Below are 19,023 nucleotides of genomic sequence, written 5' to 3' on the forward strand. Positions count from 1 at the left end.
TGTCGCTGTTGGAATGTCGAATGAAAAATCAAACTATTAGTGCCGGGTCGGTCGTGTTATCTGTTCGCTCTCGTCTGCTGTCTGTTCACCTCCCCTGCGGTTGCCGCGTGTCTGGAGGCCATCAGACCCACCACTGTGGATGCGTGTGCGAGTGGTTTCAATGGAGCGAGCGCGAATTATCACAGGCAGGGAAAAGGGCGCTCTGGACGCTACTGATCCAGAGTGGCTTCGATGACATCCAGCACGTTTCACCCGCTGATGTGCTGGATTATCTCGACGATAGCGACAACGAAACGCTCCCGGTGTCTGCTGCCGATTTCAATCTGTGCCTGATGCTGGGGCGTGATGTTCTGGGGGTTACTCGTCAGGTGGTGGCATAGCTGCGAAAGGTTTGATTCTGGGGGCCTAGAACGCCCCCTGTGCGTTTTTGTCGCTATGCCATTTGGTACGGTGCCGGATGCTCGCTGGAGTGCTCTAAAGCGGTTTTTGTAAATCGTCCCGGTACTGTCTCACACGTTTACGATCCCCCTTACACCTGACACACCCCGTACATCTACTTTTAATACCGGGTCATTAACCGTCCATTACCGGGTCAGCTCTCCTTGCATCTCTTCCCTTCCGAAGTGAGTGGCTGCCCACTTGTCCAACTCTACGAGCATGGCATCAAGGGCACTGTCTTCAGGTAGCCGGGGCTGGTGGACTTGTTGGTCCTCTATGTCGCCAACGCTCACATAATCGCTTTTAACCGCCTTGTTGGTGCTTGTGCTGTCTTGGGGTGCTTTTGGGTTTGAAATTGATTCTGGCGCGTCCTGTGGGCCTTCATGAGCGTGTCCGGGTGTGGCTGCACAGCCATTGGCCTCGATTTTCAAAATTGCATTACTGACTTTCTCACTGGGGGATGCATAGGGAGCTGGTTTTTCTAGGACTTTGGTTTGTGTGGGGCTGGTGATCTGACTGTTCCGGGTGTGATAGTCAGTCAGCTTGGCTTTCACGTAGGCAAACAGCTCTCTGCCTGCTGCGGTCAACGCATTGGATTCGTAGAGGATGGCGTCCTTGTCCTTGGTCATGTATCCGACCCATCCAAGCATCCACTCGAAACCATAACCGCCATCGATCACAAGCTGGTGATCTTCGGCCTCCGGGGTATAGGCTCCGCCAATTTGCAAGAGTGCGGCTTTGTGCTGCTCCTCGAACACCTCATAGTGGACACCATGGACAATCATGTGAAGGTGCCAACCGGAGCGTGCTCTCTCCATCACAAAGTTAAACGGCAATCCTTGCAGAGCTTTGTTTAGTGCCGTCGTCATCCGCTTGTGCCATGCCATGCGCCCATTCGCCTTGCCCTTGAACTTGTCCAGCTTCCCCTTTCCAAAGTTAAGGGACACGGCGGTGTAGACACCTGTCCGGCTATACATGCTCGCCAGCTTCAAGAGCTGCTTCATAGTGGGGCTGAGTTTGTCGAAGGTTGAGGTAATCAGGGGCTTCAATGCTCTCTGACATTCCTCTGCTTGGAATACATCATCGAGGGAGTATTTGGAGCATATATCCGTGTTAACTACAAAGCCCCTAGATTCGTTACGCATGGACAGGGCGCAAAGCCTTGCCAGCTCTAGGGTTGCACGGTGATCTCTAGCATCGTTATCTGCGGCAATTGCTGGAAAATTTCCGGGGTCTTTTCCTGCTGCTTTTAGCTGGTTTTTGGCAGCCCATTGATAGGGGTGATGTCCGTGGCTTTGTGCAGATCTGACCGCTAACCAGCCGCCAGCCATAATCCAACGCGAACGACTCTCAATGACGGTCCATTCATCGTCGGAAACGGGGCGATCAGCGTATGGTGGGCGAACTTGACGCCCTCGCTTCTTAGTCTCACTGACTGAAATATCAGGTTCTAGCGTGTCGAACTGATCCCATTCCTGCCACTTGTACTCCGTGAAAGCCTCTCCAGATACAAGGGCTTGCCGGTACTCTGCGAGAAATGCTTGCGCCATAGCACACCACTGAGGCCACGCTAATTTTGATGACCAGTCATTGAGCACCGAGTTCTCTGCTGATACTCTATCCATAGTTAAAACCTTTTGTGCCGCCTCATTTGGCGGCTTTTTTTGTTTTTGCCTGCTTGCCAGCGGCAAGCCCTCTTTTAAATGTCTCCCGTCCCATCCCCTAAGTGCCTGTAAAGCGCGTACAGCGACAACTGACCGGTTAGGGCCGGTGTCAGTACCTATGGGGATTCCAACGAAAGGACGCCGCGAAATGGGCGTTAGCGAAGAGGTAGGGCCGACTCATCGGCCAAAATTACGGAGTTACTTTGCGACATGGGCGGGGCCGCCGTCAACCTGCATCACTCTGGCGGCACATCGCCCCAGCAATCGCGCTCGGCCCTGATAGCCAATATCTCCTCGTCTGTGTAGTCTCTCACAACCAGCTCCGGCAGGGCTTCGACCACCTCCGGCTCCGCTGCCAGTGTGAGTACCCGGCGCAACCCATCAGCGGCTAGCTTACTGGCTGTGGCACACGCTGAAAGGATCTTGGCCGCTTGGTGCCTGTCACATTCACTATCAATTGTCAGGCTCTCTAACAGCTCGGCTGTCTTGGTATGGATTTGGTTGCAAAGTGCAACCTGTGACCGGACGAGGCGAGCGCCCTCCGAGGCGGCGAACTCAGAAGATAATGAGGCCCGCAATCCGGCGCGGGCCTCCTCTATCAACTCCTCCCGCATCGAGTCGGGGCGAACACCTGAACGCCCCCGGATCCGTTTCACTGTGGATAGGCTGATTCCCGTCTGCTCGGCGATAGCAACAATCGGCCATCCTGCCGCGAGAGCTGCGGCAACCTGCGCTTCAAGGGCGGGGGAGGTGCGACGCATCGCGGCCCCCCTCTATTCCGAGCGCATCACACGGGGTCAATTGCTCCCACCGGGTGATTGCCAGCTCCACAATTTGCGTAGGCGACATATTCAGAGCACTGGCCCATATCGCAACACGTTCCGCGACTGGACGGGATAACCGTATTACTTGGACTGTTTTTTGCGGCTTCATGCTTTCCCCTCTCCATGCTCCAAACCCTGCTGCTGTTCGCAGAACATCGTCCATAAACGCGCATTCCCATTTTGATATGTCAGGGTTGCCGCCCGCTCATTGTCATTGGCTATGGGGGCTACTGCCGCCGATTGTGGGATCCTAGACAGCATGGAGACGAAGAAATCATTTTCTACTGGCACATGCATAGAGATCAGATCCACCCCGGCAGGTGATACGAGCAAGGAGCGGACGATCTCGCGCAACCCTAACACCTGCTGCAATGCGAAAAATCTCCGGCTATCCATACGCCTCGCCTCGCATAGATTACGAACAGCCCCATAAAGCCGGGTATCAATAACCCGGGCCTGCTCTTCATTGGTCTTTTGAACCTCAAGGATTACATCGCGAGCCGCCACAACGTCCCCCTTATCCATCAGTTCCAAAGCGTATGAGAGCTTGCCCGCTGTCACACCATGCGCCTGTTCGAAACGCGTTTCTGGGATCATGCTTTACCTCCTTTGCGGGCCAATGCCGCCGCTATACGATACGAGCCGCCAAGGCTTCCACGCTCAATAGTGCGCTGACGCTGCTTCTCGATTTCCTCCTTAACTTCCATGCGCATCCTGTCCGCCAAATCTAGATTGGTCTCACGCTCTTCAATCCAGCCGGTTTCCCCTTCACCAGTGATGATCTCGTCGTCTTCAATCTGCTCAACCGGTATACCGGCAAGCTCTGCTAAAAACGCTTTGTCCCTACCTTCCAGATAGTGCGCATCCTCACCCATCCGCTCCGCGAGCTGACGCTTCAATATTGAAACCTTCATGTATAAGCCTATAAATCTCAATAAGTTACAATGATTACATGTTACACAAATAGATGACCGATCACCATATTCGAGACAAAAAAATACCGGCGCTTGGCCGGTATGTTGTTGCTTTATTCGCGTGTTGTTTGGATCGTCATTACGCTGCTTTGCAGGCTCGCTTCACACTGGCGGGTGAAATCCCAAAATGTTCGGCGGTCGCCTGGATGCTTGCGCTGTTTTCCTTCCGCCAGATAGCAACGGCGGTATCGTCGATGGTCTTCTCACGCCCTAATGCTTTGCCCTCTGCCTTGGCTTTAGCGATCCCGGCCATCTGACGGGCCTTGATATTTGAGCGCTCCAGCTCTGCGACAGCGGCCAGCATGGTCAGCATTGCCTTACCGATTGGCGTGGATAGGTCGAACCCCTCCCGCAAGCTGATAATCGACACGCCCTTGGCTTGCAGCGCTTCAACCGTGTGTAGAACGTCGATGGTGTCACGCCCAAGACGGTCAACGGCGGGAACAATTAGCGTATCCCCCTTCCGCACAAACTTGAACAGCTCGGAGAATTCCGTGCGCTCTAATGCCTTCACTGCGCCAGATATGCCTTCGTCTGCGAACCACGTTTCTACCTTGTGGATCTGCTCAATGCTGTGTCGCTGAGCCTCTACGCTTTGCTCGCCAGTGCTCACCCTCAGATACCCGATAACCGCCATGACAATCCCCCACAGATGGCTCACAAACTATAGCTCATAATATAGAGCTGGCTCATAACTAAATCAACACTTTTGAGCCACTCTTTTCGATGGGGTGTTTGGGTGGCTCAAAAGGTACAAATTTTGAGCCAAAGCAAGAAAGGGATTAGTCTCGGATTAACAACAGCCACACACAATGTTCAACGTTCGTTGTGCGTGTAATTTCATTTATTGGGACTGGTGAGATTTTGATCAAGTGAGCAAATTGGCAACCAGATGTGGTGATTTCCGTGTTGTTCCCGCTCCATTTTGAGATCCCAGAAATCCACCGATGCTGTCATCTGCGGTAAGATGCGAGGCAGTATCAATAAAACGGTAACATATAGATGAAAAAAGGAATTTTTGCACTGATGATCATTGGGGCTTGTTGGGGGGCGCCATTACAAGCGACAGATTGGAACAACGCACCCCTTACTGATGTTCAGAATGCAGCCAAGCAGGGCAATGCTGAGGCACAATTCATCCTAGGCTTGAAATACAATAATGGCGAAGGGGTGCCCAAGGACGATAAGAAGGCTGCGGCTTGGTACCTCAAGGCAGCAGAACAGGGTAATGCCGATGCACAGTACTATTTAGCATTTTTGTACAATGTGGGGTGGGGAGTCGATGAGGATGATAAACAAGCCGTAGCTTGGTACCTCAAGGCGGCAGAACAGGGCTATGTCGATGCGCAATACCAAGTTGGTTTGATATACGACTTTGGTATTCTTGGAACTAAACAGGATTCTAAGCAGGCTGAAGCTTGGTACCTCAAGGCGGCAGAACAGGGCAATGTCGATGCGCAATCCAACCTCGGCATGTTGTACAAAACGGGATGGGGAGTTGGGATTGGTTCTGGAGGAATACGGAACGATGAGAAGGCTGTGTTCTGGTTAAGCAAAGCTGCAGAACAGGGTGATGTAGATGCACAATCCAACCTCGCCGATATGTATATAAATGGCCAAGGGGTGACCAAGGACTATAAAAAGGCTGAGGCTTGGTACCTGAAGGCGGCAGAACAGGGTAATGTCGATGCGCAAGCCGCCCTTGGCGTGATGTACGCCAAAGGCCATGGGGTGGTACAAAATTTCAAGCAGGCCACGACTTGGTTACATAAGGCCGCCGAACAAGGCCATGACGTTGCGCAATCCAACCTCGGTGTGATGTACGCCAATGGGCAGGGGGTGGCACAAGATGACAAACTAGCTTACGTCTGGTGTTCTGTAGCTGCTGCCAATGGAAACGAGGCGGCAGCCAAAAACCGTGATGAATTAGCTGAGAGTTTGACACCTTCCGAATTAGCAAAGGCGCAGGCACTGGCTTCCCAGTATTTTAAGCAGTACCAGCCCAAGTCATAGCCCGTTGGCTAGTGCGTATATGGGGCGTTGCGGTAAACGAACACCCATTATTGCCGCCTGTCATCCTGTGAGATCAGTGAGATCAGTGAGATCAGTGAGATCAGTGAGATCAGTGAGATCAGTGAGATCAGTGAGATCAGTGAGATCAGTGAGATCAGTGAGATCAGTGAGATCAGTGAGATCAGTGAGACAAAAGATTGATGCGTTATCTCCCAGAGAGTCCAACACAATCCCTCGAGCTGGAGCGTTTAACCCATCATTGGTCGCTGGTCTCCCTGTTGGTGGGGAAGCCTTTAAACTCCTCCTGCAACCATGCCTCGTCATCCAGGCTAATCGGGGCGTATGTGTTGAAGAGGCTCGCGGGCGCCTCCCCTAGCTGTGCCTTTACTTCCGGCGGTAGCTGCTCCCTCTCAATGCCAGCCACTGCGATAGGGCCGTTTCTGCCTATTGTGACAACCCGGCGCGTCCCGTTTATGAACTCCATTTCCAGTACGACCGTAAAGCGCTCATGCCCTTTAGATTTTCCCTCATCATTGAAAAGACTATTCCTCACGCCTTCCAAAAATTTGCGCTCATCCTCCTCAAGCACAATCGCCCCCCTTGCGGCTGCGTCCAACATCTCCCTTGCTTTCAACGCATTCTCTCGGTCTTCAACACCCATGTAACTTGGCCGCCCGATACGGAACGATTTTATGGAATCTCGCAGTAACTCGCGCATATGGTGGCGAGACTCATCGTTGGTCGGATCTAAGACGTTATCCGTGATAGCCTTCCAGCGCTCGCGGATTGATGCTGCACTGTGTACCTGCTTGGCGACCTCTTCGACTCTGGCTTGTTCGAGCTCGCTATCAAGGCGTTCTATTTTCGCTTCCAGATCGGCTATCTCCGAGATCAAGATCTTGGGGAATCCTTTATCTCTCGCCATCTCCACAAGATTATCGAGACTAGCTTGTAACCGGTAGATTTCCCCTTGAATCACTGGCACTCGGCTTGATGGCAACTGCTCAGGATCTTTCCAAGTCTCGGCGAGACAGACACTTAACAAGGCGCTTTCAATGTCGCGGGCTCGCTTACTCCAGCCGGGGCAGGCCAATTCAGTCTTGAAGCCGCTGCATCGGTAGTTGACATACCCTCCCGCCTCTGAGTTGAGATGCACTCCTGCACCACAATGCCGACACTGCACCTGTTCCACCCCTGCAAACAAACTAATAACCTTGGCTCGGCCAGATGACTTTGGGCGCATACTGCAAGTCCGGGCGTGAACCAGCCGGAGGTATTCATCCTCCGTCAGGACTGCCGGGTAATATCCATCCAACACCGTCTGGTTGATTCGCTTCTCACCCATAAGCGCCCGGTTTAAGTGGAATCGGCGTATAACGTGGTGGCTCCACGCACCTTTCGCCTTCTTGTCGCTGCGATTGATGGGACAGGTGATGCCCTCGGTATTCAACCACTTGGTGACATTCAGCGGGCTCTCTCGGGCAATCAATCGAAGCGCGATCTGTTTCGCCAGCGGGGCATATTGTTCGTGGGGACGGACAACGCCATCAGAATTATCGACCCACCATACGTCATTCCCCACGACCTTAATCGAGTAGGCAAAGCCAGACTCGTGGCGCTCTCCTCGCAGATGGCGAGCGATTGCAAGATCGCGAATTTTGTGGGTGCGGGCCTGCTTGGTGGCGCTTTCGTTGTTTGCTCGGTCGAGCACTGCGGTAGCGTACTGAATATCAGCTGAGTCGTTGCCTCTGTTGCCTTTCGGGTCACAGAAGCATCTGCCCTCGTAAACAGAGTAAACCCCCACTTCGGCATCCAGCACGTTAACTAGGTCGCGGGACGCTCGGCGAACCTGCTGACGGCTAAATCGATCGAGACTGCTGACAACAAGGATCGAGCCGGGGGCCACTTCCCCTGACTGGACGGCAGCCAAGAACCAACCCAGTTGCCCGTCTGCGATGTGCTTGCCGTGGAATGCGGACTTTCCGCTGTCGACCATGCGCCCCCCGTAAATCTCCATGCCATAGCGCTCCTTTAGCTTTTCAAGCAATTCCTCCTCCTGCTGCATGGCAAGACCCTGGCCCTTGGCCTGCTTGGCTGAACTTATCCGGGAGTAGGGGTAGATCATGGGTTTTGGCTTTGGCATGTTGACTCCGTGCGGCGATTGGCCTGACTGGTGCGGATAGCATACTGCCATCATCGAAAAGATCCATCTAACATTGACACTACGGCCAGCCCGGTGCGCTGGAAGATCTGCCCACCGAGGCGCTGCGCGAGCAGTTCGAGACCAACCTCTTTGGCTGGCATCACCTCATTCGCCAGATATTGCCCCCCATGCTGGCGGCAGGCGAGGGGCGCATCGTACAGAACAGCTCGGTGCTTGGCCTGGTGGCCATGAAGTATCGTGGCGCCTACAACGCCAGCAAGTTCGCGCTGGAAGGCTATACCGACACCCTGCGCCTGGAACTCGCGGGCAGCGGCGTGCACATCAGCCTGATCGAACCCGGCCCCATCGACACCCGGTTTCGCGCCAATGCCCGGGAGGCCTTCCTGCGCCACATAGACCCCGCCACCAGCCGCCACCAGGACGCCTATGCCCAGACACTGGCCAGGCTGGAGCGTGAAGGGGGTGCCCGGGGCTTTACCCTGCCAAGCGAGGCCTGCATCCCGCCGTTACTGCATGCGCTCACGAGCAAGCGTCCCAGGCACCGCTACCCGGTCACCTTCCCGACCAAATTGTTTACCGTCCTGCGCCGCCTGCTGCCAAGCCACTGGCTGGACAAGCTGCTGATCAAATCCGCCTGATAAAGGTGCCCTCGGCGGGCCCTCCTCTTGACATGCACCTGTCTCAGCAACGATGCCCGCTCAATAGTGCTGGCCGTTGCTGTAGTAGTGACTCTTGACGATGGGCAGCACCTGCACCACCACATAGGTCTGCTCCCCCAGCACCCCTTTCAGGTGGCGGGTGATGAGGGCGGCGGCGGCATCCTGCATCTCCTGCGGTCGCTCGAACCAGACCAGCTCCACGAAGGGAAAACCGGCTTCGGGCTGGCCATCTCGTACCCACTGGCTCGGCACGCACTCCAGGGTGACGAACTCCGGCTTGCCACCGGTCAGGGCGCAGAGATCCGTCATCAGGGGGGCGCTTATCCGCTGCAGGGTGTCGACAGAAACTGCCCGAAAACGAAGGTGGGGCATGGGAAACCTCTTGGCTGTGACAAATGAGGACTTATCATAGAGCACTCATCCAGCTCACATAAGGTGCCTCATGAGATTCCATCCCACGCTGCTCTCCTTCCTGCTCTGCCTGCTGCTACCGCTCCATGCCATGGCCGATCCGGCCTTCTACCGCATCAACAAGGGCAACGAACAGCACTGGCTGCTGGGGTCCATCCATGCGGGCAAACCCTCTCTCTATCCCCTGCCGGACCCGGTGGAGCGCGCCTGGCAGCAGAGCCGCGCCCTGGTGATGGAGGTGGACATGACCCACATCAGCCAGGAGCAGTGGCAGGAGATGGGCGCCATCACCCGGCTCGTCGACGGCAAGACCCTCAAGGATCACCTGCCCATCGACCTCTACCGTCGCACCCTCATCGCCGCGGGCCAGAATGGTCTGAACGAGAGCATGCTGGCCCCGCTGCGTCCCTGGTTTGCGGCCATTACCCTGACCCAGGCGGCCCTGGAGCGCACCGGCTATCGCGGTGAATACGGTGTCGACCAGCACTTCGCCAAGCGGGCGAACGACGGCGGCAAACCCATCGTCGGGCTGGAGACCCTGCTGGAGCAGCTCGGCTATCTCGCGAGCGTCGGCGACAACCAGACCCTGATGCTGGAGAGCACCCTGGACGAGCTGCCCGACATCCAGCAGGGGTTCGACGCCGTGATGACCGCTTGGCAGAACGGGGATCAGGACACCCTCATCAATCTGCTCAGGGAGGAGATGGCGCCGCCCAAGCTGCAAGCCTGGCTGGAACAGACCCTGCTGGCAGAGCGCAACCGCAACTGGGTCAAGAAGTGGCCCAGCCTGCCGAACGAGAGCTTTATCGTGGTAGGGGCCCTGCATCTTTACGGCGAGCACGGGCTGCTCGCCCTGCTGGAGCAGCAGGGCTGGCGCATCACGCCCCTCACCGAACCGACCCTGGAGAAAGCAAAATAGCGTCCAGTCCGGCGACCTGACGCGCCGGATGCGCGTCGGCTCACAGAATTTGCTGCCGATTAAATAACCAGAGAGGGAGTTGATCGAGATCATCCCCTCCCTCCTGAAGAGGTATCTATCATGCCTGTCACCGCCCAGTGACAGGAGTGAACGAGATGGAATTCTGGATGAACCTGATGTTCGGCAACAGCGTGGGGCTGATGTCCATGCTGGTGATTTTCGGCACCTTCCTGCTCATCAGCGCCTATGCGGTCTATTTCATCTACAAGGTGATGCACGCAGAGCCGCCCAAAGAGGGGCAATAACCAGGCTCGCTCAGACCGCCCTCCCCGGCAGGGCCGGGGCCCGCGAGCGTTGCCATTCTAAGGCCCACCAAGGCCCGCTATACTGGCTCCCTCATTTTCATGCGGGGAGCCTGCCGTGTCTCATAACGACGAACTCTCACTGTTCCTGCAGGAAGTGGCCGACGTGCGGCCCCTTCGCAGCGACCATATCGCCCCCGTTGCGGGCAACAGCCAGCCCACCGAGGCGCAACTCGCGCGCCGGGAAGCCGCCACCGCCGAACAACTCACCCTGGATCACCTTGGCACAGAAGCAGTCGAGATGCTGGACCCCCACGCCATCGTCGGCTTCAAGCGTGACGGCGTGCAGGAGGGGGTCTACAAGAAGCTGCGCCTTGGCAAGTACGAGCTGCAAGGCTCCCTCGACCTGCACCACAAGACGCTCAACGAGGCCCGTATCGCCCTGGTGCAGTTCGTCCAGGAGTGCGAAGTGCGGGATATCCGCTGCCTGCTGATCCTGCACGGCAAGGGGGAGCGCAGCACCCCGCGTGCCCTGCTCAAGAGCCATGTCAGCGCCTGGCTGCCACAGTTGCCTTCGGTGATGGCCATGCACAGCGCCGAGCGCCGCCACGGCGGCAGCGGTGCGCTCTACGTATTGCTGCGCAAGAGCGAGCGCAAGAAGGCGGAAAACCGCGAACGGCACCAGAAGCGCCTCGGCTGACTGCCTGAGGGTGGCACCAGGGTGGATGGCAGTGCTAGCATCGGGCGGCCCCGATCATGCCAGGTACGGGGTGCATACCATCAGGGACGATAACAAGGACAATCCCATGTCATACCAGAAACTCGAACAACATCAGCAACAACTGCACCGCCTCTCTCACCTCTCCGCCATCTGCGGCTGGGATCAGGCCGCCATGATGCCGGAGGGGGGCAACGAGGCCCGCGCCGAGGCGATGGCGGAGCTTGGCGTGCTGATCCACGGCAAGCGCACCGCCCCCGAGCTTGGGGAGTGGATTGCCAAGGCAGAGAGTGAACCGCTGGACGAGCACCAGCGTGCGAACCTGCGGGAGATCAAGCGCCAGTGGCAGGATGCAAGCCTGCTGCCGGGGGCGCTGGTGGAGGCGCTTTCCCTGGCCGGCAGCAAATGCGAACACGCCTGGCGTCGCCAGCGCAAGGAGAACGACTGGGCAGGTTTTGCCCCGAACCTCGAGGAGGTGGTGCGCCTGTCGCGGGAGGTGGCTCGCCTGCGCGCAGAGGCGCTCGGGGTGCGCCCCTATGACGCCATGCTGGCGCTGTACGAGCCCGGCATGACGAGCGCGAGGCTGGATCAGATCTTCGGCGATCTGACGAGCTGGCTGCCCGGCCTCATCCAGACCGTGAGCGAGCGGCAGAAGAGCGACACCCTCCTCACCCCGCAAGGCCCGTTCCCGGTTGCGACGCAGCAGGCGCTCGGCCAGGAGGTGATGGGACTGCTCGGCTTTGATTTTGCTCACGGCAGGCTCGACGTGAGCAGCCACCCGTTCTGCGGCGGCGTGCCGACGGACGTGCGCATCACCACGCGCTACAACGAGCAGGAGTTCGTCTCCAGCCTGATGGGCATCGTCCACGAGACGGGCCACGCACGCTACGAGCAGGGCCTGCCGCGCGCACTGCTCGGCCAGCCGGTGGCCGAGGCGCGCTCCATGGGCATTCACGAGAGCCAGAGCCTGTTCTGCGAGATGCAACTCGGCCATCACCCCGCGTTCCTCACGCTGATTGCGCCGCGCATTCGCGCGCACTTCGGGGCAGAGGATGCGCTCGCACCGGCGAACCTCGAGAAGCTGTACAACAGGGTCGAGCCCGGCTTTATCCGCGTCGATGCGGACGAGGTCACCTACCCGGCCCACGTCATCCTGCGCTACGAGCTGGAGCGGGACCTGATGGAAGGGCGCATCGAGGTCGCGGACATCCCCGAGCTGTGGGACGCGAAGATGCAACAGTGGCTCGGCTTGTCCACGAAGGGCAATTACCAGAATGGCTGCATGCAGGACATCCACTGGACGGACGGCTCGTTTGGCTACTTCCCGAGCTACACGCTCGGCGCCATGTACGCGGCGCAGCTGCGCTTTGCACTCGAGCGTGAGCTCGGCGACATGGGCACGCTCGTAGAGTCCGGCCGCCTGCCGGAGATCTTTGGCTGGCTCGGTCGCCATATCTGGTCCCAGGGCAGCCTGCACGGCACGGACGAGCTCATTCGCCGCGCGACCGGTGAGGCGCTCAATCCCCAGTGGCTGCGCAAACACCTCGAACAGCGCTACCTAAAATAACCGCTCCCGGGCGCGCCCCTCGTCGCGCCCGCTTTTCCCCTGCCCGACTATTTTTGCTATTCCTGTCCGTTTTTGGCTAGTCACCCCTCTCGCCCCCGCTTAGTCTCTGGGACATGCCCACAGCAACCCGAGCCATGCCATGACCACAGAGCCCCCGCATTCATCCCAACGGGACGAGATCATCCCGGGTCTCACCCGGGAGCAGTGCCACACCGCACGCCTCGCGCGAGACGCGCGTTTCGATGGTCGCTTCTTCACCGGGGTGCTCTCCACCGGCATCTATTGCCGCCCCGTGTGTCCGGCGCGGGCACCGCACGAGCACAATGTGCGCTATTTTCGCTTCGCGGCGGCGGCGGAGCAGCACGGGCTGCGCCCCTGCCTGCGCTGTCGCCCCGAGCTCGCACCGGCCCAGAGCGGCGATCTGCCACCGCTCGTCGCCCAGGTGCTGGCGCGCATCGAGCGCGGCGAGCTGGCGGAGCACAGCCTGGGCTACCTTGCAACGCAGGCCGGGATCACGGAGCGCACCCTGAGGCGCCAGTTCGAGCAACACCTCGGTGCCTCGCCGAAACAGGTGGAGCAGACGCGCCGCCTGCTGCTCGCGAAGCGGCTGCTGACGGAAACGCGCCTGCCCATCACGGACGTGGCGTTTGCCGCAGGCTTTGCGAGCATTCGTCGCTTCAACGACGCCTGGCTGCAGGCGTATGGGATGACACCGGGCGCCCTGCGCAAGCAGGAAGGGGGCGCGCCGCAGGAGACGCCGCAATCGAGCCTGCAACTGCACCTGCTGTATCGCCCGCCGTTCGACGTCCAGGCCATGCTCGCGTTCTACCGGTTGCGCGCCATTCCGGGGCTGGAGCGGGTGGATGAGCACGGTTACGAACGCCGTCACCGGGTCGGCGAGCAGGAGGGGCTCATCCGCATCGAGCCCGTCGAGGGGGAGAGGCTCAGACTCACGGTGCGGGATCTGCCGCCGGGAGCGCTGCCGGACATCCTGTACCGCGTGCGCCGCATGTGGGATCTCGACGCCGACATGGGCCGCATCGGCGAACACCTGGGGCAGGATCCGCTGCTCGCCGGCATCCAGGGACGATGGCCCGGGGTGCGGCTGCCGGGGGGGTGGGATGAATACGAGGTGATGCTGCGCGCCATCGTCGGCCAGCAGGTGTCGGTCAAGGGTGCCATCACCATCATGGGGCGCCTGGTGGCGCGCACCCAGGCTCAGTTCGGCACCGCGCAGCTGCCCACCCCGACCCAGCTGTGCGAGCTGGATCTTGACGGTATCGGCATGCCTGGTAGCCGCATCCGCACCCTGCAAGGGCTGGCCTCGGCGCTCGCAAGCGGCGCACTCACCCTCGCCACGGCAAGCGACGAGCAACTGCTCGCGCTGCCGGGCATAGGTCCCTGGACGGTCGCTTACTGGCGGCTGCGCTGCGGGCTCGACACGGATGCCTTCCCCGCCTCGGATCTCGTGCTGCAAAAGGCGCTGGGGGGCGGTGACAAGCTGCCGGTGAAAGAGGTGACAGCGCGCAGCGCCCCCTGGCAGCCGTGGCGCGCCTATGCCGCGAGCTGGCTGTGGCACGCCATGAGTGAACAACCGACGCTGCTCACCCGGCCTGCACAGACACAAGACGAGGAGAAGAGCCCATGATCCGATATGACATGATGCTCACCGACCAAGGCGAACTGCTGGTCGCCATCGACGAACGCGGCCTGGTCCATGTGGACTTCCTGGCCGGACTGCGGCCGCTTCCCGACATGCAGGACTGGCAGCAGGACGGCGAGGCGCTCGCCCCCTTCCTCGCCGAGTTTCGGGACTACTTCGCGGGCCGGTTGCAGCGCTTCACCCTGCCGCTCGCCCCCAGGGGCACGGCGTTTCAGCAAGCGGTGTGGCAGGCGCTGTGCGACATCCCCTACGGGGAGACCCGCAGCTACGGCGACATCGCCCGCGCCATCGGCAAGCCAAACGCGGTGCGGGCGGTGGGTGCCGCGAACGGCCGCAATCCGCTCTCCATCATCATCCCCTGCCACCGGGTGATCGGCCAGAATGGCAGCCTCACCGGCTATGCGGGAGGCCTGCCCATCAAGCAGGCACTGCTGACGCTGGAGAGGGCCTCTCGTTGATCCGGCGCCACCCGGCCAGGGCTCACTGCCGCTGCGCCAGCCAGCCGTGAAACCCCAACGCCTGAAAGAAGCGGTGCGCCGCCGCGAAACCGGCCCCTTGCAAGAGGCGCCGGGTCTGTCCCTCGTCCAGGGAGGTGAAGTCCCCTCCGAGGCGGCGCACCATCTGCTCGCAGGCAGGAAGCGGCAAACCGGCGAGGGCGGCTTGCAACCCCATGGCCTTGCGCTCGAGCGGGTCCGTTGGCGCCATCAGATCCGCCAGCAGCAGGGGAGCGCCAGGATTGAGCTGGCGATAAATATCACCCAATAGCGCGGCTTTGGGATCTTGCGCCAGAAAATGCAGCACCAGCAGACAGAGTGCGCCATCGCAAGGCTTATCCACCACAGGCAATGCGCCCAGGTGCCAGCACACCCTCTCCCCCATGCCCGCCTGCTCGGCCCGCATCCTGGCCTGGGCCAGCATGTCCGCCGAGATATCCTGGGCCACAAAGGTCCAGCGGGGGCAGAGACGGCCAAGCAGCAGCAACTCGCTGCCCGTGCCCACCCCCACCAGCAGCACCCGGGCCTCCTGGCCCAGCGCGGCCATCAGCCGGGAGGCACAAAGCTGGTGCAGCAGCTCGTAGCCTGGCACCAGCAGGGGGATGCGGCTGTCATAGGCCTTCGCCCCTTCTCCTTCGAATCGCTCCGTCATCTTTTGCTCCTTTGGTGTGAGCCCCCTTGATAGGGGCTGCCGCCGGGAGAAGGTCAAGAGCCACAGGGACGAGCCAGTTGCCAGCCCAGCCCTTCCCATGAAGGGAGGGCCTTAGCCCCCCTTGCCCAGCGCCGCTTTCAGAGCCGGATTGAAGACGCGCTGGAGGGAGGCGGGGTTGTTCACCAGCTTGGCCGCCGGGCGGCGCGGGCGCCTGACCAGCTCGCCGCCACAGTTGGGGCAGGTCAGGTGCAGATACTGATCGTTGCACTCGGCGCAGAAGGTGCACTCGAAGGAGCAGATGTAGGCCGTCGCCGTGTCGGCGGGCAGATCCCGGTCACAGCACTCGCAGTTGGGTCTGAGTTCAAGCATGGCAAGTTCCTGAAGCGCAAGGGGAAAGCGGGAAAGAGGGCGGCTCAGTCGACGATAAAGAGGCGAGCGCCCAGTTCGGTGTAGGAGCGATGGGGTTCGGCGTTGTCCGCCACCTGGTAGCTCATGCCCGGCGTCAGGGTGAAGACGCGGCCATCCTGCAACTCGGTGTGCAGCTCCCCTTCGAGGCAGAGCAGCACATGGCCCTTGCTGCACCAGTGATCCGCCAGATACCCGGGGGAGTACTCCACCATTCGCACCCGCAGCTCCCCGAACTGCCGGGTGTGCCAGAGGGCGACGCCGCGCTCTCCCTTGTGTTCGGTCGGCGGGACCTCGGCCCAGTTCGTGGTGCAAAACGGCAGTGCATTGATGTTCATGACGGATCCTTTGTCAGAAGAAGGCTGGGGGAAGGCGGCTCGCCACGGGATATCCGTGACTAGGCCGCGCCCCATACTGCCATCAAATCCGCTCCAGCCCCATGCCCACACGGGCAATCATCCCCTCTTCAGGCTGCCCATCACCTGCATCTCGCAGCGGTGGCAGTCAAAACGCAGGCGGAAGCTGTCCTTGCCCATCTTGAGCTCCAGGGGCTCGGCCTTGAGACCGGGCACCTCCTTGGGGCAGAGCTGCTGGCTGTAGCGGATGCAGTGCTTCGTTGTCATCAGCACCACTTCTCGCTCCTCCTTGTTCGCCTCATACGCGGGGGCGATGCTCCCCACCCCGTGTTGGCGAAAGAACTGCTCCGCCGCGCTGTTCAGCACATTGCCGAGGTAGGAGAGCCGATGCTGGGGATAAACGGCGCCTCGCAGGGGAATGCGCCGCTCGGGTCGTCGGTAGGCAGCCAGACGGGCCGCTTCCAGGGCGGCGATCCCCTCCCGGCGCAAGCCGTTAAGCTGTGAAGCCGCAATAAATAGCGGGCGAGTGAATGCCAACTCAATCTGGCGAGCCACAAACAGGGTGTTGCCGAGTTTGCCGAGCTGATCCCTGGCCTGTTGCAGCGCCCGTTCCGGGTTGTCGGCCGGCTGCTGGTCGCAGGGGAGCGTGACGGCGGCGCCGACGCCCTGCTCGTCCACAAGTTCGAGCCGCAGTCCCTCGTCGCACTCCGATAGCCGCATATCGACCCGGATGCGGCGATCCGCGCTCCCCTTTTCGAGCTGCTTGCTGAAGGCCTGATCGTGGTTGCGAAAGATCTCGGTGCCCACCTTGAGACCGGGCATGGGTTCCGACAGGAGTAACCGCTTGCTCTGTGCCTTCTCTTCCACTTGATTGAGGCGCATCCCCACCAGCTCGCCCCCCGGCTTGAAGAAGCCGAGGCCATCGCCGTTGTTGAGGGCAACGGCCTGGCCGTCGATCTCGATGCCATCGCGGGTCACGCTGGTGACGCGCCCGAGCGGCTCCCCGACATATTTCGGGCTGCGCGGCGAGTCGATGCCTGGCTGTCGGCCATGGAGGAAGTAGTCGGTGCTGCCCCGGTTGAAACTCTTCTTGGGATCCGGCGTAAAGGTGTAGCTGCAACGACCGGCGGAAGCGGCCACCAGATCGGGGCGGCTCGCCAGGATGGTGTCCAGCTTCTGACGATACCAGGCGGTGACGTTCTTGACGTAGTCGAGCCCCTTGAGGCGCCCTTCAATCTTGAAGGAGCGGATCCCTGCGGCGATCAGCGCCTCCAGGTTGTCGGTCTGATCCATGTCTTTCAAGGAGAGCAGGTGGCTGTTTTCCACCAGCACCTCCCCCCCTGGCGTTTGCAGGGAACAGGGCAGCCGACAGAGCTGGGCGCACTCGCCGCGATTCGCGCTGCGCCCGGTGCGGGCGTGGCTGATGTTGCACTGGCCGCTGTAGGAGACACACAGGGCGCCGTGGATGAAGAACTCCAGCTGCACGCTGGTGGCGGCGCTTATCTCGCGGATCTGCGCAAGGGAGAGCTCGCGGGCCAGCACCACCTGGGAGAAGCCCACGTCCTGCAGAAACTTCACCTTTTCCGGGGTGCGGTTGTCGGTCTGGGTGCTGGCGTGCAGCGCGATGGGGGGCAAATCGAGCGCTAGCAGCCCCATGTCCTGCACGATCAGCGCATCGGCGCCTGCCTCGTAGATCTGGTGGGTCAGGCGCCGGGCCTGCTCCAGCTCGTGGTCGTGCAGCAGGGTATTGAAGGCGACGAAGACCTGGGCGCCGAAGCGGTGGGCATGGCGGGCCAGGGCCTCGATGTCCTCGAGGCTGTTGCCCGCTGCGCGGCGGGCACCGAAGGCGGGGCCCCCCATGTAGACGGCATCGGCGCCGTGGTTGATGGCCTCGATGCCATAGGCGAGGTTCTTGGCCGGGGCCAGCAACTCCAGGCGGTTGTGATGGTTCTGATCGCGCATAACGTCCGGTTCGAAGGGCTGCAAATGGCCGCCACTCTAGCCAGACTCCCCGCCCCCCGCCTTGATCCCGCTTAAGATCACCGCAGAATGCAGGATTGACCCGGTACAAGAACGTCTGGCTGCCCCCTCATCCCCCGGCCCTGAGAGAGTGCCGACTACGCTGGCACCCGACGCGGAGCTAGATCACGACCTTGAGGGCCAGCCCCAGCAGCACCAGGCCGCTCACCTTGTCGATCACGGTGGATTTGGCCTTGAGCCAGGCGAGTACGGGCCCGCGAGAGAGCACCAGGGCCACCAGCACATACCAGAGCGCATCGATGCCGCCTGCGGTCATCATCATGATGCCCCCCTCACGCCAGCCGGTGTCGGCATGCACGAACTGGCTGAACAGGGCGATAAAGAAGATGGCGAGCTGGGGGTTCAAGAAGGCCACCATAAAGCCCTCGAACGCCCCTTGACGTCCCCGTGGCGGGTGCCCATCCTCCTTGCCTGCCTCCCCCCCTGCGGGCCTGGCCAGCAACGCCTTGATCCCGAGCCAGGCGAGGAACGCCGCGCCGCCGTAGCGGATGAGATCGAACAGCAGCGGGGTCTGAGTGATCATGATGGCGAGGCCGAGGGCCGTGATCAGCGCATAGATGCCGACTCCCAGGCCGTGTCCCAGCGCCGTGGCAACCCCGTGGCCCTGCCCTCCCTGCACCGTATTGCGGATGATCAGTGCCAGGCTCGGCCCCGGGCTGATGGCCCCCATCACGCAAATGGCGGCCAGCGCCAGCCAACTCGTCAGCTCCATACCTTCTCTTCCTTCGTGTCGATTGTTGTCACCCGGGATCAGGGTAGG

Annotated in this window: 20 protein-coding genes and 1 pseudogene; 9 read left to right on the plus strand and 12 right to left on the minus strand. The window is 60.3% G+C overall.

From position 1 onward, the window contains the following. Positions 1–20: 20 nt before the first annotated feature. Entirely contained in the window at positions 21–380 is a 360-nt protein-coding gene (locus I6L32_RS01835; RefSeq protein ID WP_141712013.1) for a hypothetical protein, read from the plus strand. A gap of 204 nt (positions 381–584) precedes the next feature. Here I6L32_RS01835 and I6L32_RS01840 read toward each other — a convergent pair whose 3' ends face one another. The 5 genes from I6L32_RS01840 to I6L32_RS01860 all read right to left on the minus strand — a co-directional run bounded on the left by I6L32_RS01840 (position 585) and on the right by I6L32_RS01860 (position 4,561). Then, positions 585–2,129, minus strand: coding sequence for a hypothetical protein (locus I6L32_RS01840; RefSeq protein WP_141712014.1), 1,545 nt, complete (start codon positions 2,127–2,129; stop codon positions 585–587). Positions 2,130–2,338: 209 nt separating this feature from the next. Next, positions 2,339–2,863, minus strand: coding sequence for a helix-turn-helix domain-containing protein (locus I6L32_RS01845; protein ID WP_167824804.1), 525 nt, complete (start codon positions 2,861–2,863; stop codon positions 2,339–2,341). A gap of 168 nt (positions 2,864–3,031) precedes the next feature. Continuing rightward, positions 3,032–3,523 (minus strand): hypothetical protein, encoded by a 492-nt coding sequence (locus tag I6L32_RS01850; RefSeq protein WP_069651784.1) that lies wholly within the window; start codon positions 3,521–3,523, stop codon positions 3,032–3,034. Next, positions 3,520–3,825, minus strand: a complete 306-nt coding sequence (locus I6L32_RS01855; RefSeq protein WP_141712016.1) for a hypothetical protein — start codon at positions 3,823–3,825, stop codon at positions 3,520–3,522. The genes I6L32_RS01850 and I6L32_RS01855 overlap by 4 nt, the downstream gene beginning before the upstream one ends. A gap of 154 nt (positions 3,826–3,979) precedes the next feature. Further along, on the minus strand, positions 3,980–4,561 hold the full coding sequence (locus I6L32_RS01860; RefSeq protein ID WP_226014373.1) for a recombinase family protein: 582 nt from the start codon (positions 4,559–4,561) through the stop codon (positions 3,980–3,982). A 341-nt stretch (positions 4,562–4,902) separates the two neighbouring features. On the opposite strand from I6L32_RS01860, the gene I6L32_RS01865 reads away from it, so the two are divergent. Further along, complete coding sequence (locus I6L32_RS01865; RefSeq protein ID WP_216944570.1) at positions 4,903–5,913, plus strand: SEL1-like repeat protein; 1,011 nt, start codon at positions 4,903–4,905, stop codon at positions 5,911–5,913. A 256-nt stretch (positions 5,914–6,169) separates the two neighbouring features. On the opposite strand, the gene I6L32_RS01870 is transcribed toward I6L32_RS01865, so the two are convergent. Beyond that, positions 6,170–8,056 carry a recombinase family protein gene (locus I6L32_RS01870; RefSeq protein ID WP_216944571.1) on the minus strand — a complete coding sequence of 629 codons (1,887 nt, stop codon included), beginning with the start codon at positions 8,054–8,056 and terminating at the stop codon, positions 6,170–6,172. A gap of 80 nt (positions 8,057–8,136) precedes the next feature. On the opposite strand from I6L32_RS01870, the pseudogene I6L32_RS01875 reads away from it, so the two are divergent. Next, a pseudogene (locus tag I6L32_RS01875) lies at positions 8,137–8,715 on the plus strand (SDR family NAD(P)-dependent oxidoreductase); the annotation flags it as partial. A gap of 60 nt (positions 8,716–8,775) precedes the next feature. Here I6L32_RS01875 and I6L32_RS01880 read toward each other — a convergent pair. Next, positions 8,776–9,108 carry a DUF1904 family protein gene (locus I6L32_RS01880; RefSeq protein ID WP_010673289.1) on the minus strand — a complete coding sequence of 111 codons (333 nt, stop codon included), beginning with the start codon at positions 9,106–9,108 and terminating at the stop codon, positions 8,776–8,778. Between the two features lie 70 nt (positions 9,109–9,178). On the opposite strand from I6L32_RS01880, the gene I6L32_RS01885 reads away from it, so the two are divergent. From I6L32_RS01885 to I6L32_RS01910, 6 genes are all read left to right on the plus strand, one after another. Beyond that, positions 9,179–10,066: a TraB/GumN family protein gene (locus I6L32_RS01885; RefSeq protein ID WP_041211227.1), complete on the plus strand. Its 888-nt coding sequence runs from the start codon at positions 9,179–9,181 to the stop codon at positions 10,064–10,066. Between the two features lie 155 nt (positions 10,067–10,221). Continuing rightward, positions 10,222–10,371, plus strand: coding sequence for a DUF3149 domain-containing protein (locus tag I6L32_RS01890; protein WP_010673287.1), 150 nt, complete (start codon positions 10,222–10,224; stop codon positions 10,369–10,371). A gap of 115 nt (positions 10,372–10,486) precedes the next feature. Beyond that, entirely contained in the window at positions 10,487–11,068 is a 582-nt protein-coding gene (gene smrA, locus I6L32_RS01895; protein WP_041211226.1) for a DNA endonuclease SmrA, read from the plus strand. A gap of 106 nt (positions 11,069–11,174) precedes the next feature. After that, complete coding sequence (locus I6L32_RS01900; RefSeq protein ID WP_199770379.1) at positions 11,175–12,653, plus strand: carboxypeptidase M32; 1,479 nt, start codon at positions 11,175–11,177, stop codon at positions 12,651–12,653. Between the two features lie 139 nt (positions 12,654–12,792). Further along, a complete protein-coding gene (locus I6L32_RS01905) occupies positions 12,793–14,301 on the plus strand; it encodes a DNA-3-methyladenine glycosylase 2 (protein WP_216944572.1) in 1,509 nt (502 codons plus the stop codon). Next, positions 14,298–14,774, plus strand: a complete 477-nt coding sequence (locus I6L32_RS01910; protein WP_104454658.1) for a methylated-DNA--[protein]-cysteine S-methyltransferase — start codon at positions 14,298–14,300, stop codon at positions 14,772–14,774. The genes I6L32_RS01905 and I6L32_RS01910 overlap by 4 nt, the downstream gene beginning before the upstream one ends. A gap of 22 nt (positions 14,775–14,796) precedes the next feature. Here I6L32_RS01910 and I6L32_RS01915 read toward each other — a convergent pair whose 3' ends face one another. The 5 genes from I6L32_RS01915 to I6L32_RS01935 all read right to left on the minus strand — a co-directional run bounded on the left by I6L32_RS01915 (position 14,797) and on the right by I6L32_RS01935 (position 18,975). Next, a complete protein-coding gene (locus I6L32_RS01915) occupies positions 14,797–15,462 on the minus strand; it encodes a class I SAM-dependent methyltransferase (RefSeq protein ID WP_216944573.1) in 666 nt (221 codons plus the stop codon). Between the two features lie 111 nt (positions 15,463–15,573). Continuing rightward, positions 15,574–15,831 carry a DUF1272 domain-containing protein gene (locus I6L32_RS01920; protein WP_010673281.1) on the minus strand — a complete coding sequence of 86 codons (258 nt, stop codon included), beginning with the start codon at positions 15,829–15,831 and terminating at the stop codon, positions 15,574–15,576. Positions 15,832–15,875: 44 nt separating this feature from the next. Further along, positions 15,876–16,205, minus strand: coding sequence for a DHCW motif cupin fold protein (locus I6L32_RS01925; protein ID WP_139736647.1), 330 nt, complete (start codon positions 16,203–16,205; stop codon positions 15,876–15,878). A gap of 117 nt (positions 16,206–16,322) precedes the next feature. Continuing rightward, the gene (locus I6L32_RS01930; RefSeq protein WP_216944574.1) at positions 16,323–18,185 is read right to left on the minus strand and encodes a U32 family peptidase; all 1,863 of its coding nucleotides are present in this window, start codon (positions 18,183–18,185) and stop codon (positions 16,323–16,325) included. A 178-nt stretch (positions 18,186–18,363) separates the two neighbouring features. Then, positions 18,364–18,975: a LysE family translocator gene (locus I6L32_RS01935; protein ID WP_216944575.1), complete on the minus strand. Its 612-nt coding sequence runs from the start codon at positions 18,973–18,975 to the stop codon at positions 18,364–18,366. Positions 18,976–19,023: the final 48 nt, after the last annotated feature.

Origin of the sequence: Aeromonas sp. FDAARGOS 1402 (assembly GCF_019046925.1) — a bacterium.
Classification (GTDB): domain Bacteria; phylum Pseudomonadota; class Gammaproteobacteria; order Enterobacterales; family Aeromonadaceae; genus Aeromonas; species Aeromonas caviae.

What these genes read in the sequence shown, in the direction of transcription:
- I6L32_RS01885 (WP_041211227.1), top strand. Translation starts at nt 9,179, where the DNA reads ATGAGATTCCATCCCACGCTGCTCTCCTTCCTGCTCTGCCTGCTGCTA.
- I6L32_RS01900 (WP_199770379.1), top strand. Translation starts at nt 11,175, where the DNA reads ATGTCATACCAGAAACTCGAACAACATCAGCAACAACTGCACCGCCTC.
- I6L32_RS01920 (WP_010673281.1), bottom strand. Translation starts at nt 15,831, where the DNA reads ATGCTTGAACTCAGACCCAACTGCGAGTGCTGTGACCGGGATCTGCCC.
- I6L32_RS01910 (WP_104454658.1), top strand. Translation starts at nt 14,298, where the DNA reads ATGATCCGATATGACATGATGCTCACCGACCAAGGCGAACTGCTGGTC.
- I6L32_RS01930 (WP_216944574.1), bottom strand. Translation starts at nt 18,185, where the DNA reads ATGCGCGATCAGAACCATCACAACCGCCTGGAGTTGCTGGCCCCGGCC.
- I6L32_RS01845 (WP_167824804.1), bottom strand. Translation starts at nt 2,863, where the DNA reads ATGCGTCGCACCTCCCCCGCCCTTGAAGCGCAGGTTGCCGCAGCTCTC.
- I6L32_RS01880 (WP_010673289.1), bottom strand. Translation starts at nt 9,108, where the DNA reads ATGCCCCACCTTCGTTTTCGGGCAGTTTCTGTCGACACCCTGCAGCGG.
- I6L32_RS01935 (WP_216944575.1), bottom strand. Translation starts at nt 18,975, where the DNA reads ATGGAGCTGACGAGTTGGCTGGCGCTGGCCGCCATTTGCGTGATGGGG.
- I6L32_RS01905 (WP_216944572.1), top strand. Translation starts at nt 12,793, where the DNA reads ATGACCACAGAGCCCCCGCATTCATCCCAACGGGACGAGATCATCCCG.
- I6L32_RS01890 (WP_010673287.1), top strand. Translation starts at nt 10,222, where the DNA reads ATGGAATTCTGGATGAACCTGATGTTCGGCAACAGCGTGGGGCTGATG.
- I6L32_RS01850 (WP_069651784.1), bottom strand. Translation starts at nt 3,523, where the DNA reads ATGATCCCAGAAACGCGTTTCGAACAGGCGCATGGTGTGACAGCGGGC.
- I6L32_RS01925 (WP_139736647.1), bottom strand. Translation starts at nt 16,205, where the DNA reads ATGAACATCAATGCACTGCCGTTTTGCACCACGAACTGGGCCGAGGTC.
- I6L32_RS01915 (WP_216944573.1), bottom strand. Translation starts at nt 15,462, where the DNA reads ATGACGGAGCGATTCGAAGGAGAAGGGGCGAAGGCCTATGACAGCCGC.
- I6L32_RS01865 (WP_216944570.1), top strand. Translation starts at nt 4,903, where the DNA reads ATGAAAAAAGGAATTTTTGCACTGATGATCATTGGGGCTTGTTGGGGG.
- I6L32_RS01835 (WP_141712013.1), top strand. Translation starts at nt 21, where the DNA reads ATGAAAAATCAAACTATTAGTGCCGGGTCGGTCGTGTTATCTGTTCGC.
- I6L32_RS01870 (WP_216944571.1), bottom strand. Translation starts at nt 8,056, where the DNA reads ATGCCAAAGCCAAAACCCATGATCTACCCCTACTCCCGGATAAGTTCA.